At 45.1% G+C, this 17537-nt stretch carries 14 protein-coding genes; 11 read left to right on the forward strand and 3 right to left on the reverse strand.

All coding sequences use genetic code 11. The annotated features are described in order from the left end of the window. Positions 1–722 precede the first annotated feature (722 nt). The 3 genes from CU633_RS13075 to CU633_RS13085 are packed head-to-tail and all read left to right on the forward strand — an operon-like array spanning position 723 to position 4643. Positions 723–1868 carry an acyl-CoA dehydrogenase family protein gene (locus tag CU633_RS13075; RefSeq protein WP_101661039.1) on the forward strand — a complete coding sequence of 382 codons (1146 nt, stop codon included), beginning with the start codon at positions 723–725 and terminating at the stop codon, positions 1866–1868. 37 nt (positions 1869–1905) lie between these two features. Continuing rightward, positions 1906–3057, forward strand: a complete 1152-nt coding sequence (locus CU633_RS13080; RefSeq protein WP_101661040.1) for a thiolase family protein — start codon at positions 1906–1908, stop codon at positions 3055–3057. A 17-nt stretch (positions 3058–3074) separates the two neighbouring features. Further along, positions 3075–4643: a fatty acid--CoA ligase gene (locus CU633_RS13085; RefSeq protein ID WP_101661041.1), complete on the forward strand. Its 1569-nt coding sequence runs from the start codon at positions 3075–3077 to the stop codon at positions 4641–4643. Positions 4644–4687: 44 nt separating this feature from the next. Here CU633_RS13085 and CU633_RS13090 read toward each other — a convergent pair whose 3' ends face one another. Beyond that, positions 4688–5056 (reverse strand): DUF948 domain-containing protein, encoded by a 369-nt coding sequence (locus tag CU633_RS13090; RefSeq protein ID WP_101661042.1) that lies wholly within the window; start codon positions 5054–5056, stop codon positions 4688–4690. A 211-nt stretch (positions 5057–5267) separates the two neighbouring features. On the opposite strand from CU633_RS13090, the gene CU633_RS13095 reads away from it, so the two are divergent. From CU633_RS13095 to cstA, 7 genes are all read left to right on the forward strand, one after another. Next, complete coding sequence (locus tag CU633_RS13095; protein WP_101661043.1) at positions 5268–7010, forward strand: ABC transporter ATP-binding protein; 1743 nt, start codon at positions 5268–5270, stop codon at positions 7008–7010. Then, positions 6991–8820 (forward strand): ABC transporter ATP-binding protein, encoded by a 1830-nt coding sequence (locus tag CU633_RS13100; RefSeq protein WP_101661044.1) that lies wholly within the window; start codon positions 6991–6993, stop codon positions 8818–8820. Before CU633_RS13095 ends, CU633_RS13100 begins: the two co-directional genes overlap by 20 nt. Positions 8821–9038: 218 nt before the next feature. After that, complete coding sequence (gene modA / locus CU633_RS13105) at positions 9039–9830, forward strand: molybdate ABC transporter substrate-binding protein (protein ID WP_101661045.1); 792 nt, start codon at positions 9039–9041, stop codon at positions 9828–9830. 129 nt (positions 9831–9959) lie between these two features. Then, positions 9960–10310 carry a hydrolase gene (locus CU633_RS13110; RefSeq protein ID WP_101661046.1) on the forward strand — a complete coding sequence of 117 codons (351 nt, stop codon included), beginning with the start codon at positions 9960–9962 and terminating at the stop codon, positions 10308–10310. A 109-nt stretch (positions 10311–10419) separates the two neighbouring features. Then, positions 10420–12198: a sensor histidine kinase gene (locus CU633_RS13115; protein ID WP_101661047.1), complete on the forward strand. Its 1779-nt coding sequence runs from the start codon at positions 10420–10422 to the stop codon at positions 12196–12198. After that, positions 12173–12919 carry a LytR/AlgR family response regulator transcription factor gene (locus CU633_RS13120; protein WP_101661048.1) on the forward strand — a complete coding sequence of 249 codons (747 nt, stop codon included), beginning with the start codon at positions 12173–12175 and terminating at the stop codon, positions 12917–12919. Before CU633_RS13115 ends, CU633_RS13120 begins: the two co-directional genes overlap by 26 nt. A 125-nt stretch (positions 12920–13044) precedes the next feature. Further along, positions 13045–14838, forward strand: a complete 1794-nt coding sequence (gene cstA / locus CU633_RS13125; protein WP_101661049.1) for a carbon starvation protein CstA — start codon at positions 13045–13047, stop codon at positions 14836–14838. A gap of 57 nt (positions 14839–14895) precedes the next feature. Here cstA and CU633_RS13130 read toward each other — a convergent pair whose 3' ends face one another. Both CU633_RS13130 and CU633_RS13135 read right to left on the reverse strand, forming a co-directional pair. Beyond that, positions 14896–15186 (reverse strand): hypothetical protein, encoded by a 291-nt coding sequence (locus CU633_RS13130; protein ID WP_101661050.1) that lies wholly within the window; start codon positions 15184–15186, stop codon positions 14896–14898. A 27-nt stretch (positions 15187–15213) separates the two neighbouring features. After that, the gene (locus tag CU633_RS13135) at positions 15214–15471 is read right to left on the reverse strand and encodes an alpha/beta-type small acid-soluble spore protein (RefSeq protein WP_101661051.1); all 258 of its coding nucleotides are present in this window, start codon (positions 15469–15471) and stop codon (positions 15214–15216) included. 212 nt (positions 15472–15683) lie between these two features. On the opposite strand from CU633_RS13135, the gene CU633_RS13140 reads away from it, so the two are divergent. Then, a complete protein-coding gene (locus tag CU633_RS13140; RefSeq protein WP_374703372.1) occupies positions 15684–17099 on the forward strand; it encodes an alanine/glycine:cation symporter family protein in 1416 nt (471 codons plus the stop codon). Positions 17100–17537 lie beyond the last annotated feature (438 nt).

Raw genomic sequence — 17537 nt, forward strand, 5'->3', positions numbered from 1 at the left:
GAGCGGAACTTGAGATTTACGAGCGGAACTTGAGATTTACGAGCGGAATTTGAGATTTACGAGCGGAATTTGAGATTTACGAGCGGAACTTGAGATTTACGAGCGGAATTTGAGATTTACGAGCGGAATTTGAGATTTACGAGCGGAACTAGAGATTTACGAGCGGAATTTGAGATTTACGAGCGGAATTTGAGATTTACGAGCGGAATTTGAGATTTACGAGCGGAACTAGAGATTTACGAGCGGAACTTGAGATTTACGAGCGGAACTTGAGATTTACGAGCGGAATTTGAGATTTACGAGCGGAACTTGAGATTTACGAGCGGAACCTCGAGATTACGAGCAGCCATCCGCATTTAAAAGCACGTAGTAGTATGTTCAAACGCTTATTGGCATCCCGTGATGGGCCGCAATATTCAGGAAGTAACATGCCTAAAAAAACCCCATTATTACAAAGGAGATTTAGTGATGAATGACGAAGAAGGTTATACCACATTGAAATAGGATAACTGCAATTTTTTCTAAACGAATTAAATGTGATCATCCTGTCCTCTAAAAATACAAAACTCACAAAAAAAGAGTAGTCTACAAGATCTCCACAAGTTCGGATTGCGAACATCTTTCATAGAAAAGCATCGAGAAGACTATTTATATAGTCAGACTAATGATAAAATAACTACAAAAAAAGAAACCGCTTACAAACTAAATGAGGGAGGTCAACCATGCCCCATCCTTATTTAACCGAAGACCATCAAATGTTTCGCAGGTCATTTAGAAAGTTTTTAGAAAAAGAAGCATACCCATATTATCAACAATGGGAAGAGGACAGGATGATTCCACGCGAGTTTTGGAGGAAGATGGGTCAGCAGGGGTTTTTGTGTCCTGATCTCGATGAAAAGTATGGAGGCAGCGGCGTTGATTGGGGGTTTTCCGCGGTCATAAATGAGGAGCTGGAGCGGGTCGGATCCGGACTTGTCGGGATTGGGCTGCACAGTGATATTGTTGTCCCCTATATCCATATATATGGGACGGAAGAACAGAAGCAGCGCTGGCTTCCCCGTTGTGCGAGTGGTGAGTTGATCACGGCAATTGCCATGACCGAGCCCGGAACAGGATCCGATCTTGCCAACATTCAAACGACGGCAAGAAGTGACGGGAACGACTATATTTTAAACGGGCAAAAAACATTTATTACGAACGGAATCCATGGAGATTTGATCCTGGTTGCCTGTAAAACGGACCCGCAAGCGGTTCCTAAACATAAGGGAGTCAGCTTGATCGTTGTTGAGAGGGATGCACCTGGATTTTCAAGAGGCAGGAAGCTCGACAAAATTGGCCTGCACTGCCAGGATACTGCCGAATTAATTTTCGACGATTGCCGGGTTCCAAAAGACAATCTGATAGGCGAAGAAGGAAAAGGCTTTTTATACTTAATGGAAAAGCTTCAGCAGGAGAGGCTGGTTGTTGGGATTGCAGCGCAGACTGCGGCAGAAGTCATTCTGAAACTGACCATTGATTATGTGAAAAGCCGCCAAGCGTTCGGCAAGCCAATCAGCGCATTTCAAAACACGCAGTTTAAGATTGCCGAGATGGCGACAGAAATTGAAATGGGCCGGGCCTTTCTTGATCAGCTAATCGCTGAGCACATAGAAGGCCAGGATATCGTCACAAAGGTGTCGATGGCAAAGTGGAAATTGACGGACTCGGCCAGAAAAATTGCCGCCGAATGCATGCAGCTTCATGGCGGTTATGGATATATGGAAGAATACGAGATTGCAAGGCGTTACCGGGATATTCCGGTCGCGAGCATTTATGCCGGAACAAATGAAATCATGAAGACGATCATTGCCAGAAATCTTGGCCTGTAATGTTGGGCCGAACATTAACCCGGAAAGGAAAGATAGCATGCGAGAAGCAGTAATAGTAGAGGGTGTCCGAACACCGGTAGCGAGAAGAAACGGCGCTTTAAAGGATATCCGTCCCGATGATCTTGCCGCCTTAACATTAAAAGAGCTTGTCACCAGAGCGGGGATTGATCCAGCTCTCATTGAAGACGTGATTTTAGGATGTGTGACCCAATCCGGGGAACAGGCCGGCGATATTGCAAGAGTTGCATCATTAATTGCCGGCTTCCCGATTGAGGTTCCTGGAACAACGATCGACCGCCAGTGCGGATCGAGCCAGCAGGCGGTCCATTTTGCTGCCCAGGCAATTTTGGCGGGCGATATGGATGTGGTAATCGCTGGCGGTGTCGAGAGCATGTCCCGGGTTCCGATTGGCTCCAACTACCAAGGATCCCCTTTTAGTGAAAAATTAAAGAGCCAGCATGAAATCATTCATCAAGGCTTATCTGCTGAGAGAATTGCGGAAAAGTACGGTTTTACACGCGAAGAACTGGATCAATTCTCGCTGGAAAGCCACCAAAAAGCATTAAAAGCCCAGGCGGAAGGTTATTTTGCACAAGAAACGTTTCCGATCGAAGTGACTTTGCCCGATGGAAGCAGCGCCATCTTCAAGGAGGACTCGGGGCCAAGAAAAGAAACATCCTTGTCAGCACTCGCAGGATTGAAGCCGGCATTTGCGGAAAAAGGAGTCATTCACGCCGGAAATTCAAGTCAAATCAGTGACGGGGCAGCCGCACTGCTGATTATGTCCCGCGAAAAAGCGGAGGAGCTCGGTTTGAAACCGCGTTTTCGGATTCATACCCGTGTCGTGGTTGGATCAGATCCAACTCTAATGCTGACAGGCCCAATCCCCGCCACGGAAAAAGTACTGCAAAAAGCAGGATTAACGCTTGATGATATTGATGTGTTTGAGGTGAATGAAGCATTTGCGCCTGTTCCGCTGGCGTGGCTGAAGGAGACAGGTGCCGACCCGCAAAAGCTCAATCCGAATGGCGGGGCAATTGCCCTCGGCCATCCGCTTGGCGCCAGCGGGGCGCGGCTTATGGTGACGATGATGCATGGGCTTGAACGGACAGGCGGGCGCTACGGTTTGCAAACAATGTGTGAAGGGCACGGAATGGCGAACGCGACGATTATCGAACGGCTTGACTAATTTTTGGAGGGATGAATATGTCAACAACGGTTGGAAAGATCTTTGATTTGACGGTAAAAAAATATCCTCATAAAGAAGCCATCTATGATGTCAGGAAAAACCTCCGCTATACGTACCAACAATGGAGCAAGAAAGTGAACCAGCTTGCAAACGCTCTTTTACATGAAGGTGTGAAGAAGGGTGACCGCGTTTCAACCTTTCTGTTTAATACAGAAGAACTGGCAACTGCTTTTTTTGCCTGTGCTAAAATTGGCGCGGTTTTCAATCCGATTAACTTTCGGCTAACAGCTGAAGAAGTGGATTATATTATAAGAGATGCCGAGCCGAAGGTCATTTTGTTTGAACAAGCGTTGGCTGACGTTGTGGCCGCGATTGAAGACCGTTTTTCAACACTGTCCTTCTGGTTTATTGATGAAGAAACGCCTGACTATGCTGCAAGCTACCATGAAAAAGTCAATTCAGCTTCGGAAGCAGATGTTGACACGACGGTTGATGAAAACGATTTATACGCGATTATGTACACGAGCGGGACGACCGGCAGGCCAAAGGGTGTGCTGCACCGCCACCGCGAGATGGTTGAACAAAGCCTGATTATAATCTCTGCGACGAAGCTGGAGCAAAAGGACAACGGGCTGGTAACCGCTCCGATGTTTCATTGTGCAGAGCTTCATTGCGCGTTCTTGCCCCGTGTTCATGTAGGTGCCAGAAACATCATTCTTCATCATTTTGATCCAAAGCAAGTGCTGCAATTAGTAGATCAGGAAAAAATAACGAAGTTTTTTGCGGCTCCGACGATGTGGAATATGCTTCTCCAGGAGGATTTAAGCCAGTATGATATCACCAGCTTAAAACTCGGTTTATATGGAGCAGCGCCAATGGCTCCGGCACTGGTCCGTGCTTGCCATGATCAACTGGGGATCTCGCTCGTCCAGGCGTATGGAATGACAGAGATGGGCCCGGCGATTACCTTTCTCTTGGAAGAGGATCAGCTCACGAAAGCTGGTTCTGCCGGCCAGGCCTGCCTGAATCACGAAATCCGGATTGTCCGGCCTAATGAAACAGGGCTTTCGGATCCTGATGACGTTGTTCCGGCAGGTGAAACAGGCGAAATTATTGTCCAGGGACCATGCATGATGAGCGGATATTTTCGCCGCGATGAAGCAACCGAAAAGGCGATGTACAAAGGCTGGTATCATTCAGGAGATATCGGCTACCTCGATGAAGATGGCTACCTGTGGGTAAAAGACAGGGTTGATGATATGATCATCAGTGGCGGCGAAAATATTTATCCACGCGAGATTGAGGACCTTTTATACGAACATAAAGGGGTTCTCGATGTTGCCGTTGTAGGGCAGCCGGACGACCGCTGGGGCGAAACCGTCACAGCTTTCGTCGTAAAAAAAGATGCGCAGCTCACGGAGGCCGAGCTTGATGAATGGTGCAAGAGCAGTAACAAGCTTGCCAACTACAAGCGGCCCCGCAAATATGTATTCTGTGAAGCACTGCCAAGGAATGCGAGCGGGAAAATCCAGAAATTTACGCTGAGAAAGCAGCTTCAGGAGCTTTTCAGCAACGGACAGTCCTAAATAGTGTCAGCAATTAGCGAGCGAGGGGACCCCCCTCGCTCTTACTATTGTGATTTTAAAGATCTTTTCCGAATTTCCCATTTTAAAAGCTGTTCGCGGTCTTTCCGCTGAAGATGGGCAATAGGATTTATTTTAACCAATTTTTTAAAAGACTGTGTTGTTTCTTTAACGGCTTTAATGGCAGAATTGACAGCTGCCTTCTTCTCCTGAATATCGGCGACAATTTGCTGCTGGTTTGTTGTGAGCTCATCTGTTTCAGTTCTTATGCTATCCGTTTGCTTCTGAACGCGTGCCGCGGATTGCGAAAGCTTGTCGATAGCCGGTTTTGCTTCTTTAAACGTTTTGAAAGCAGAGTACCCTAAGTAGATGAGTGAGCCAACGACTAGAGCGATGCTTAAATAAATAATGAACATTTAGAAACCTCTCCTTTCTTTATTAGCATCAACCGCTTTTTTATTTTTACCCTGAAACGAACGAAAATTAACAATTAAATTGCATTTTCCTTATTGTTAAATTGTTTAAAAATTCCGCGAAAAAAGCTATCATGAACAGTAAAGACTTTTTCTTTAGGTTTCCGAAAGAATTTACATGGCAAACTGCGGACAATCGTTTGGAGGGTAACAGATGCTTAAGATGGGGGCGTTTTTAAAACCATACCGGATTCCGGTTGCGATCGCTTTGCTTTTAATGCTGACAGAGCTTGCGGTTGAACTTGTCCAGCCGCTGTTAATAGCAAAAATCATCGATGAAGGTATTTTGCACGAAGATCTTCGGGTTGTGATATTTTGGGGAGCTGTTATGGTCGGGTTTTCACTCATCGCTTTTGTCGCGGGTGTGACCAATTCATTTTATGCTTCCCATGTCAGCCAAAGCTTTGGCTATGATGTGAGAGAAAGCTTATTCAACAAAGTACAATCGTTTTCATTTGCGAACTTTAACACGTTTCCGGCCGCTTCGCTCGTGACGAGAATGACAAACGATGTCACGCAAATCCAAAACACGGTGTTCATGAGCCTGCGGATCGCACTTCGGGCCCCATTGCTTGTCATTGGGGGCGTTATGATGGCGTTCATTGTCAATGTGAAGCTTGCCCTTTTTTTAGCAACTGTTCTGCCGATTTTATTTGTGTTTCTGCTATGGCTAATGAAAAAAGGCAGATCCGCGTTTAAATCCGTACAGGCAAAGCTCGACGGTGTTAATAATGTGATGCGTGAAAATTTGGCGGGGATTCGGCTCATTAAAGCTTTTTTAAGAAGGGACCATGAAGGCAACCGGTTCAAGAAGGCGAACCAAGACTTGATGGAACGGACGGTTGCCGCTTTAAGGATGATGGAACTGGCAATCCCGGTCCTCCTTTTTGTGATGAATTTAAGTATCCTGGCGATTCTTTGGTTTGGTACGGCTGATGTCAGTACAGGGAATATGCAAGTCGGTGAAGTGGTTGCGATCGTAAATTATGCAACGAGGATCACAGGAGCTTTTTCGATGTTTTCCTGGATCATGATGGCGTTTTCAAGGGCCCAGGCCTCTGCTGAGCGGATTTCCGAAGTGCTCGAAACCGAAATCGATCTCAATGATTCTGAAAACCATGATCCTTCTTTAACAATCGAGGAAGGGAAGATTGAGTTTGACCATGTTTCGTTTCAGTATCCGGCGAGCCGCACTCATGTATTGGACGATGTGTCGTTTAGCGTTAAAAAGGGGGAAACGGTCGCCATTCTCGGTGCAACAGGAGCGGGTAAATCGTCTTTGTTCCAGTTAATCCCCCGGCTGTATGATGTCACGGACGGCGGCATTTATATTGATGATCACGATATCAGAATGATAAAGCTTGATCGTTTGCGCGGGAAGATTGGATTTGTTCCGCAGGAATCATTGCTGTTTACAGGAACGGTAAAAGACAATATTGCCTGGGGAAAAGAAGAGGCGACGATCAACGAAATCATTGAAGCAGCGAAAAGTGCGCAAATTCATGAGACGATCAATAAGCTGCCGAAAAAATACGACACGATCGTCGGACAGAAAGGCGTAAACCTGTCAGGGGGGCAAAAACAGCGGATCGCGATTGCCCGGGCTCTCGTGAGGAAGCCAAGGATTTTGCTGCTTGATGATAGTACGAGTGCATTGGATCTTAGAACAGAAGCAAAACTGCTTGAGGCAATCAAAAAGTATCCTTGTACAACCCTTATTATTACGCAAAAAATTAGTACGGCAATGGAAGCCGATCAAATCATTCTTTTAGAGGATGGCAAGCTGCTTGAAAAAGGAAGCCATGCTTCATTATTAAAGCGTTCTGCCCTTTACCAAAGCATTTTTCAATCACAGTTTGGAGAGGAGACGCTGCAGCATGCTCAAGGAGTTAAGTAAACCTTTCCAATATAAACGTGTTTCTGTTCTGGCTGGGGATGAACGTTCCGGAAAAAAGAAATTAAAAACGAAAAATTGGCTTGGCACAGTGAAAAGGATTTGGGAGTATTTTGCTTCGTATAAAGGTTTATTTATGCTTGTCGTTTTAATGGTTGTGGCCAGCTCGGCTTTGGGGCTGCTCGGACCTTTCTTGATTGGGGTGACGATTGACGAATATGTAGTCTCGGGGAACAGCCATAATTTGATATTGCGATTAATTGAGTTAGCCGTTGTCTATCTTTTGTATTCCGGTTCTCTTTGGTTTCAAAACTTCTGGATGATCGGAATTGCCCAAAATACAGTCTTTACGATGCGCACCCAGTTGTTTAGCCATCTTCATAAGCTGCCGATCCCCTTTTTTGATAAACGCCAGCACGGAGAACTGATGAGCCGCATCACCAATGATATTGAAAATGTCAGCACGACCTTAAACAGCTCGGTCATTCAAATTTTCTCGAGTATGTTGACGTTGGCAGGCACGGTAGCTGTCATGCTCTGGCTCAGCCCGCTGCTGACCCTTGTTACATTGATCATCGTACCGCTTATGTTTATCGGGATGAAATGGATAACAAACCGGACCGGAAAGCTATTCAAACAGCAACAGCGCAATCTCGGCGATATGAACGGATTTATTGAAGAAACCATTTCCGGGCAGCGAATTGTTAAAACTTTTTCGCAGGAAAAGAAAGTGATTGCCGAGTTCCGTGAAAAGAATGAAAAGCTGAAAGAAGCGGGATTTTGGGCGCAGACGTATTCAGGATTTATTCCAAAGCTGATGAACTTCTTAAATAATTTGAGCTTTGCGATTATTGCCGGTATTGGCGGCCTCTTGGCATTGAAGGGGATGGTGACAATCGGGGTTATGGTTATTTTTGCTGAATATGCCCGGCAGTTTACCCGTCCGCTCAATGATTTGGCCAATCAGTTTAACACATTGCTGTCGGCAGTGGCCGGGGCGGAGCGCGTCTTTGCTATTTTGGATGAGGAAGAGGAGATGCAGGACGAACGTTTCGCGGCCGACCTGCCTGCTGTTCAAGGGGAAGTGGAGTTCAGGAACGTGTCTTTCTCTTATGAAAAGGAAGATACCACAGTCACCGACATTGATTTTTATGCTGCTCCCGGGGAAACGGTTGCCTTTGTTGGGCCTACAGGCGCCGGAAAAACCACCTTGATTAACCTGCTCTCGCGCTTTTATAACCCGGACAGCGGGAAAATACTGATAGATGGCCACGATATTACTTCAATAAAACGGGAAAGCCTGCGGCGGCATATGGCTTTCGTTCTTCAAGACTCATTTTTATTCGAGGGCACGATTAAGGAAAACATTCGCTATGGGAGGCTCGACGCCAGTGACAGCGAGGTTGAAAAAGCAGCCAGAAAAGCAAATGCGCATTCTTTTATTATGAAGCTTCCTGAGCGGTATGATACAGTGCTCAGCCAGGATGGCGGAGGGATCAGCCAGGGCCAGAAACAGCTGCTGTCGATTGCGAGGGCGATTTTAGCCAACCCATCTATTTTGTTATTGGATGAAGCGACAAGCAGCATTGATACGGTGACGGAAGTGAAAATCCAGGAAGCGCTGCAGCGGCTGATGGAGGGAAGAACAAGCTTCGTCATCGCCCACCGCCTCAACACAATTCAAAAAGCCAACCAGATCATTGTCCTGGAAGAGGGCAGAATCATTGAAAAAGGCAGCCACCACGAACTGCTAAAACGAAAAGGTTTTTATCACAACCTGTATTTTGGCCAGCTCCGGGATGGCGTAATTTAAAAGTTGGCGATAAAACGGCTGAGGTTGATGATGTATTTGCAAAAGTTGACGATAAAGTGGCTGAAGTTGATGGTAAATTTGAAAAGTTGACGATAAAGTGGCTGAAGTTGATGGTAAATTTGAAAAGTTAACAAGAAAACGGCTGAGGTTGATGATATATTTGAATAGTTGACGATAAAGTGGTTGGGGTTATAGAAAATATAAAGGCATGGGGAACAATGAAAAAATTAATCAAGCTTTATATTATTTTCCTTGCGATTGCGATTGCAGGCTGTTCGCAATCGGAACAACCGGATGATCAGGAGAAAAGAACGGAGCTTACGATTTCTGCGGCTGCGAGTATGAATGATGCTTTAACAGAAATTCAAGAAGCCTATGAAAAAGACCATTCCGGTGTGGAACTGTATTTTAATTTTGGCGGAACTGGCATGCTCCAACAGCAAATTTCCCAGGGTGCCCCGGTTGATTTATTTTTATCGGCGGCTGAAGATAAATTTGCTTTGCTCGTTGAACAAGGTTTTATTGAAGAACGGTACAGTACCAACCTGGTCGGGAATGAATTAGTCCTTGTGCAGTCAAAAGACCGGGAAGATAAGCTGACAGGATTTGCAGATCTTGCTGATGATGCGGTTGAACGGGTTTCAATTGGAACGCCTGAAAGTGTTCCCGCCGGCAAATATGCCCGTGAACTTTTAGAGTATGCCGATTTGTGGAAACCGGTGCAAAATAAACTGATTTTCGCTAAAGATGTCCGCCAGGTTCTAACGTATGTTGAAACGGGCAACGTCGATGCGGGCATTGTTTATAAAACCGATGCGCTTGTATCAGATAAAGTAGAGATCGCCGCTGTTGCCGGGGCGGAGACCCACTCTCCGATCATATACCAGTTAGGCCTCATCAAAGGGTCAGAAAATCGCGAAGAAGCAATCGGCTTTTATGAATATTTACAAGGGAAAGAAGCAGCGGGCATCCTTGAAAAATACGGTTTTAATTCACTTGCCGGCAAATAGGACAGCGCCTTCAGAATGCCTTTTAACGTTTTAACTCGCGATTTTGTCAGGAAAAGCAGGCGGTCAAACGATTAAAAAATACAGAGAGGTGGTAAAGCATACATATAAACGGCCTAAGGAGATGAAATGATGGATTTAAATAAAAAGACTTATTATGTCAATATTGAAAACGGCGAACTTTTGCAAAATGCGACTGAGCCTGAAGCAGAGTGGAATTTTAAAATTTACGCAACTGACGAAGAAGCGGCCCGGCTGCGAGAGCTTTTTAGCGAAAACTATAATGCTGATTTAAAGACGTACGCCCGGGCCCATGTTCCTTACCTTGAATATCATAGAGCTTCACAAAACGAAGAATATGATTCAACGATTGAACAAGCCTATGCGATGATTTATGAGCTTGGCGATGAAAAAGCAAAGCGCCATATCGAGGGCATGGGAATATTACATGGAGAAGATCATGATTTAGGAAAAGCACCATAAAATGGAATGACGGGTAGTTAATTCATGCTCGAATTGGCTATCCTTTTTTATTTTTAAAATATTCGATCGTGTATAATAACATTATAGAGACAGACGAGGGGGGATAAAGTTGATTGAGCTATTGCCCTTAATGGTTGAACGGGTCGGAATTCTCGTTATTGTCGCGTTTTTACTATCGAGGATGAAGTCGTTCAGGCAAATTATCCATAATGAACCAAGCATCTCAGGTAAATTTATTTTAGTTGCCATTTTTGGAACATTTGGAATCATTAGCAATTATACCGGAGTTGAAATTGAAAGCGGGGCCGTTTCTTCCCAAGTATGGCAAACAGATGTTGACATCGACAGTGCAATCGCCAATACAAGGATCATGGGCGTTGTCATTGGCGGTTTGCTTGGCGGGCCGGTTGTCGGCTTGGGAGTCGGGTTGATCGCAGGACTTCACCGCTTGACGCTTGGGGGATTTACCGCGGTTGCGTGTTCGGTTTCAACGATTTTTGCCGGCTATGTAACCGGCCTGCTTAGTAAGCGGTACAGGATCCAAAAAAATCGCGCCCCATGGGGAGCTGTTTCAATAGGGATCCTGATGGAATGTATCCAAATGGGAATCATCCTTGTTGTAGCCAAGCCGTATGACGCAGCTGTCCATTTAGTTGAAATTATCGCATTTCCGATGATAGCCGTTAATGGATTCGGGACCCTGTTGTTTATTTTAATCATTCAAACCATTTTATTGGAGGAAGAAAGAACAAGAGCCTTGCAAACGAATAAGGCACTCTACATTGCCCAGCAAACGCTTCCATTTTTCCGGCAGGGATTAACGATGCATTCGAGCCGAAAAGCAGCGGAAATTATCCTCGGGGAAACGAAAGCGGATGCAATCGCGATTACGAACAAAAACCAGGTTTTGGCCCATGTTGGAGCAGGGTCCGACCATCACAATCCGATGGAAATGATGGCGACTGAATTGACGAAGAAAGTATTGGAGCAAGGACGGATTATCAAGGCCACCTCGCGCAGCGAAATTCGCTGTATGAAAGAGGATTGCCCTTTGCAGGCAGCACTTGTTTTGCCGTTAATCGCCAATAGCAAGACAGTCGGGACATTAAAGCTTTATTTCCTCGATCCGGCAAGGCTTGACCAGGTTGAACAAGAACTGGCAGAAGGATTGAGCAAACTGTTTTCCACCCAGCTGGAGCTGGCGGAAGCGGAGATGCAAAGGCGGCTCTTAAAGGATGCCGAAATTAAAGCGCTTCATGCCCAGGTTCATCCGCATTTTTTATTTAATTCGATCAATACGATCTCAAGTTTAATCCGCACCGATAAAGACAAGGCAAGAAAGCTTCTGCAAAAGCTCGGTGTGTTCTTTCGCAGCAATCTGCAGGGAGCCCGGCAGATGCTGATTCCGCTTGAAAAGGAGCTCGAGCATGTCGAAGCGTATTTGGCTTTGGAACAAGCCCGGTTCCCTGATAAGTATTCTGTTTCGATGGATATAGATCCACCGCTGAAAACAGTGCTTATCCCGCCATTTACACTGCAGCCATTAGTTGAAAATGCCATTCGCCATTCTGTTTCAAAAACAAAGAAAGCAGAGATTACTGTAAGGGCTTATGCAAAAGGCGGGAAAATGGTAGTGGTTACCGAAGATAATGGAAAAGGCATCCCTGCCTCGATGCTTAAGCATTTAGGAAACGATACGGTCAGGTCGGAAGAAGGAACGGGAACAGCCTTGTGGAATATCAAAAACCGGATCCAGGAAATTTATGGGGCGGAAGGCAACTTCCTGATTGAAAGTGAACAAGGAAAAGGCACGAAGGTTTTCATCACCATGCCTTTGGAGCAAAGCAAATGGAGTGAGGAGTATGTTAAAGGCCTTTATAGTGGATGATGAGCCGTTAGCCAGGGATGAGCTCGCTTATCTGCTCTTAAGAACGAAAAAAGTAGAAATAGTCGGTGCTGCAGATAATATTGAAACAGCCATCGATCAGCTTTCCGATTTCGAAATCGACGTTCTGTTTCTAGATATTGAATTGGGCGATGAAAGCGGACTCGACCTGGCAAAACGGCTTATTGAACTGGAGCAAAGACCGGAAATTGTTTTCGCAACAGCTTATGACGAATTTGCCCTAAAAGCATTTGAACTGGAGGCCGCCGATTATATTTTAAAGCCTTTTGATGAAAACCGTGTCGGCCAAACCGTTGAAAAAATCTCAAAGCTTCTTGCCAGGAAAAAAGCAATCAGGCCGGATGAACTCCAGCAAAGGCCGCCTCTTTTGGAACGGACAGGCAAATTGGCGATTACCGTCGAGGAGCGGATTGTTTTAATTGATATTGACAGCATCCTCTATATAAGTACGGCAGAAGGCAGAACCGTAATCGCTGCAGATAAGCAAAAATATTATGTTGCCGAACCGCTTGTAACCTTTGAACGAAGGCTTCAGGGTACCTCGATTGTACGTGTCCACCGCGCATATCTTGTCAACCTGAAGGCGATTCTGGAAATACAGCCATGGTTTCATTCAACGTATAACTTGATCATGCCGGATGGTGAGAAAGTCCCTGTCAGCAGAACCTATACAAAAGAATTGAAACAATTGCTGGGTTTTTAGTCCTGTTGCATTTCAGTACGAAAATTTTGCACCTCACTCGTTAATTCTTGCATTCTATTTTGAAAAATAACGATAAGCGCTTTCATCATATAAAATAGACTCAACGAGAAAGGGGGAGAAATAAAATGAATGCGGTTACAATCGTGATAGCATCGATGTGTATTTTAATGATTGCTTATCGGCTTTACGGCACTTTTATGACAGTTAAAGTTTTAAAATTAAACGATGCCAAGCCAACACCTGCGCATGAATTGAATGATGGGAAAGACTATGTACCGACTAATAAATGGGTAAGCTTTGGCCACCACTTTGCTGCGATTGCAGCAGCCGGTCCGCTTGTCGGCCCGATCCTCGCAGCCCAATTCGGCTATCTTCCAGGCTTGCTTTGGCTGTTGATCGGGGCCGTGATCGGGGGGGCGGTGCATGATGCGGTCGTATTATTTGCTTCCATGCGCAAAAAAGGAAAGTCGCTTTCAGAGGTGGCGAAGGAAGAACTGGGACCTGTTGCCGGCTTTTGCACAGGATTGGCCATGCTGTTTATTATTACGATTACAATGGCCGGGTTGTCCATGGTTGTTCTCCATGCTTTGGAACAAAATCCTTGGGGAACATTTGCCGTCGGGATTACGATTCCGATCGCAATGGGAGTCGGTATTTATTATAAAAAAACCGGCAATTTAAAATTAGCTTCAACAGTCGGCTTTATTTTATTAATGATCGGAGTATTCATCGGTCCTTCAATCCAAGGTACTGTACTTGGGGATCTATTAACACTTGATACAAAAACATTGGCTATTGTTTTACCTGTTTATGCGTTCTTTGCTGCTGCACTTCCGGTCTGGCTTCTGCTAGCACCGCGTGATTATTTAAGCAGCTTTATGAAAATCGGTGTATTTATCGCACTCATTATCGGGGTATTCGTGATTAATCCTGCGATTGAATTTCCGGCTGTAACTGAATTTATCGGTGGAGGCGGCCCGATCCTTGCCGGTCCGGTCTGGCCATTCATTTCGATTACAATCGCCTGCGGTGCGATTTCCGGCTTCCATGCCTTTGTAGGATCGGGGACAACCCCGAAAATGCTCGACCGCTGGAGCGATATTAAGGTTGTCGGTTTCGGTGCGATGCTGGTGGAATGTTTGGTAGGGATCATGGCTTTAATCGCGGCAACTGCACTGCAGCCTGCTGACTACTTTGCGATTAATTCAACACCTGAAGTGTTTAGAACTTTGGGTATGGATGTAGTAAACTTGCCACAGCTAAGCCAGGAAATCGGCCTTGATTTGGAAGGACGTACCGGGGGAGCAGTAACGCTTGCTGTCGGGATGACGTACATTTTTACGGGTATCCCATGGTTCGAAAACTTGGCGTCGTACTTTTTCCAATTCGTGATTATGTTTGAAGCCGTCTTTATCTTGACCGCGATTGATGCGGGAACGCGCGTGGCCCGTTACCTGATTCAGGATTTCTTCGGGGAATTTTACAAGCCATTGAAAAAAGTTGATTGGCTGCCGGGATCGATTTTTGCGAGTGCGCTTGCCTGCTTTATGTGGGGTTATCTCCTTTATTCAGGAGATATCGGTTCAGTCTGGGCACTGTTCGGAGTCTCAAACCAGCTGATGGCTTCAATCGGCTTAATTATTGGGGCAACAGTGATCCTGAAAATTGCCGATAAACGAAGATACATGCTGACATGCCTTGTTCCGCTTGCTTACTTGTTTGCAACGGTAAACTATGCGGGCTACTGGATGATCAAAAACGTGTACCTTAATCCGGCCGCAGCTGGATACAACGTCCTTAATGGAATTTTATCGATTATCATGCTTATTCTCGGCATGGTGATCATGATTACAGCGATTAGAAGGTGGATTTCGATGTGGAATTCACCGCGAGTGGAATTGGAAGCGATATCAGCATAATAAAAGAACCATTAAAAGCGAGGCAGGTGCGCCTCGCTTTTAATTTGAAGTGGGCTACTAAATAGTAATACTAACATCCCCATCTTCGGAAATTTCAATGGTGCTGTAGCTACGAAAGGCATCAGGATTGATTTCATGGGAAACATCGTCTGAAATATTTTCTAAATACTCGTTATATAACCCAGGTTCCTTGATGAGGTGATAAAAATAAACTTTTTTTCCTTCAATCGTATTGGTTTCCCTGAGCACAAAGCGCTCCCCATATTTTTGGGTAAACCAATGGCGAGCACCTTCATGATCGCTAAAGTCGGGCAACTCCTCAGCTAATTGTTCTATATTAAATTCCACTCCCATGCTCCTTTCAACCCATAAACTTTATTGCTTTGGCTTTCCCAAGCTTTGCTTGGCCATATTAATCATTTCCCGAACCATATTGCCTCCGAGGGGGCCGCCTACTTTGCCAGCCTGTTCAGAAGTCAATTTGCCATTATAGCCTTTTCGCAAGGGGATGCCTTGCTCAGCGGCTATTTCATATTTAGCATCCTCAGGGTTGTCAGTTCCGGCTACTTTCGCTTTTAACTGATCCAATCCCTCTCTCGCTTCGGGAATCAGAATTTTATTTCTTCTCGCCAATTTACATCACTCCTTTGCAAATAGTTTCTCCTAATCGCTTTAAAAAATGATGAAGGTAAAAATTGTCCCTGATGAATACGGAGATAAAGATTGTTTTACATTGTCTCTTATCCTATAATTCTAAATAGGTTAAAAATTCAGAATTGTAAAAAGGAGGAACATTTTTGGAGAGTTTCGTTAATGCTTTAAACGGAATACTGTGGAGTACACCGATGGTTTACGTTTGTCTTGGTGTAGGTCTTTTGTTTTCGATTTTAACCCGGTTTTTGCAGGTAAGGCATATTAAGGATATGGTTGTGCTGATGTTTAAAGGAAAAAGTTCGGATGCGGGTGTATCGTCATTCCAGGCCTTATCTATAGCTCTAGCCGGCCGCGTCGGAACAGGGAATATTGCAGGAACAGCCACAGCGATCGCAATGGGTGGTCCGGGAGCCGTGTTTTGGATGTGGTTTATGGCATTTCTCGGAGCAGGTACCGCTTTCGTCGAGTCCACTTTGGCACAGATTTATAAAGTAAAGCGAGATGGTCAATACCGTGGGGGACCGTCTTATTATATTGAAAAAGGGATTGGACAAAAATGGTTTGCTGTGTTGTTTTCGATTTCAACCATTCTGGCAATGGCATTATTAATGCCGGGTATTCAAGCAAATTCGATTGCATTGGGAGTGGAAAACGCATTTGGCATCAGCCCGGCGATAACAGGCATCTTTTTGGTTCTTTTACTGGGTTTAATTATTATTGGCGGGGTGAAGAGGATTGCCACATTTGCCCAGTACGTTGTTCCTTTTATGGCAATTGGCTATATTCTCGTATCATTAATTATCATTGCTTTTAATATTTCTGAAATACCAGCTGTTTTTTCGCTTATTTTTAAAAGTGCTTTTGCGGTTGATTCAGTTTTTGGCGGAATGATTGGGATGGCAATCATTTGGGGCGTGAAGCGCGGGATTTATTCAAACGAGGCTGGCCAGGGAACCGGGGCTCATGCGGCCGGTGCTGCAGAAGTATCCCATCCTGTCAAACAGGGATTGGTACAGGCGTTTTCCGTCTATATTGACACTTTGTTTGTTTGTTCCGCGACAGCTTTCATGATTTTGTTTACAGGATCATTCAACACGGAAAATCCCGAAGGAGGATTCCTTGTCAACAATTTACCGGGAGTTGAGGCCGGTCCTGAATTCACGCAGGCTGCGGTTGAAACTGTTCTTCCTGGTTTCGGTGCCGGATTTGTGGCGGTTTCTTTATTCTTCTTTGCTTTTACAACGATCGTTGCTTACTATTATATTTCCGAAACAAATATCGCTTACTTGGTGCGCGGTAAGGGGAATAATGCAGCAATGTTCTTCCTGAAAATCGTCCTGATGGCGTCAACCTTCTATGGATCTGTTCAAACAGCCACATTGGCATGGGCAATGGGGGATGTTGGTTTAGGGCTAATGGTTGTTACGAATTTAATCGCCATTTTGATTTTGGCGAAGCCGGCACTCATTGCCTTAAAGGATTATGAAGCCCAGAAAAAGCAGGGGCTCGATCCAGTGTTCAACTCGAAAAAATTGGGCATCAAAAATGCGGAGTTTTGGGAAACTGAATATAAATTTGATGGCGAGGATAATGAGCAAGCCTCATAGATAATGAAATAAAAAAACGCACAGGGTTTTTAAATCCCAGTGCGTTTTTTTTAAGCTATAGGAAAGTATAAACGTTTCTAAATATAGTTGGGCGTTTCGATGTCCAGCTCCAGCGCCTAGCCCCTCGAGTCGCTTCGGTCCTGCCAATGAAGTCAAAAAGCGACTTCACTGTCAGGCCCTCCAGCGCTTGTCGGGGCTGACCAAGGCGCTTGCGCTTTTCTTATCGGCAAAAAAGGTTGGATAAGGGGTTTCGCTTAATTAATCGGACTTTCCGCTTAATTACGAATTTATCCGCGAGATTATCGCTCTGAACGCTTAATTACTGGCTCGTTTCGCTTAATTCCAGCCAATTACCGCTTAATTAATTTTACACGGCCTTTTTGAAGCCTTGATAAAGACAAAGCCTGCTGTATCCGAACAGGCTTTTTTGCATTTGTG

The sequence above is a fragment of the Bacillus sp. V3-13 genome (genome assembly GCF_002860165.1).
GTDB lineage: Bacteria > Bacillota > Bacilli > Bacillales > Cytobacillaceae > Bacillus_BJ.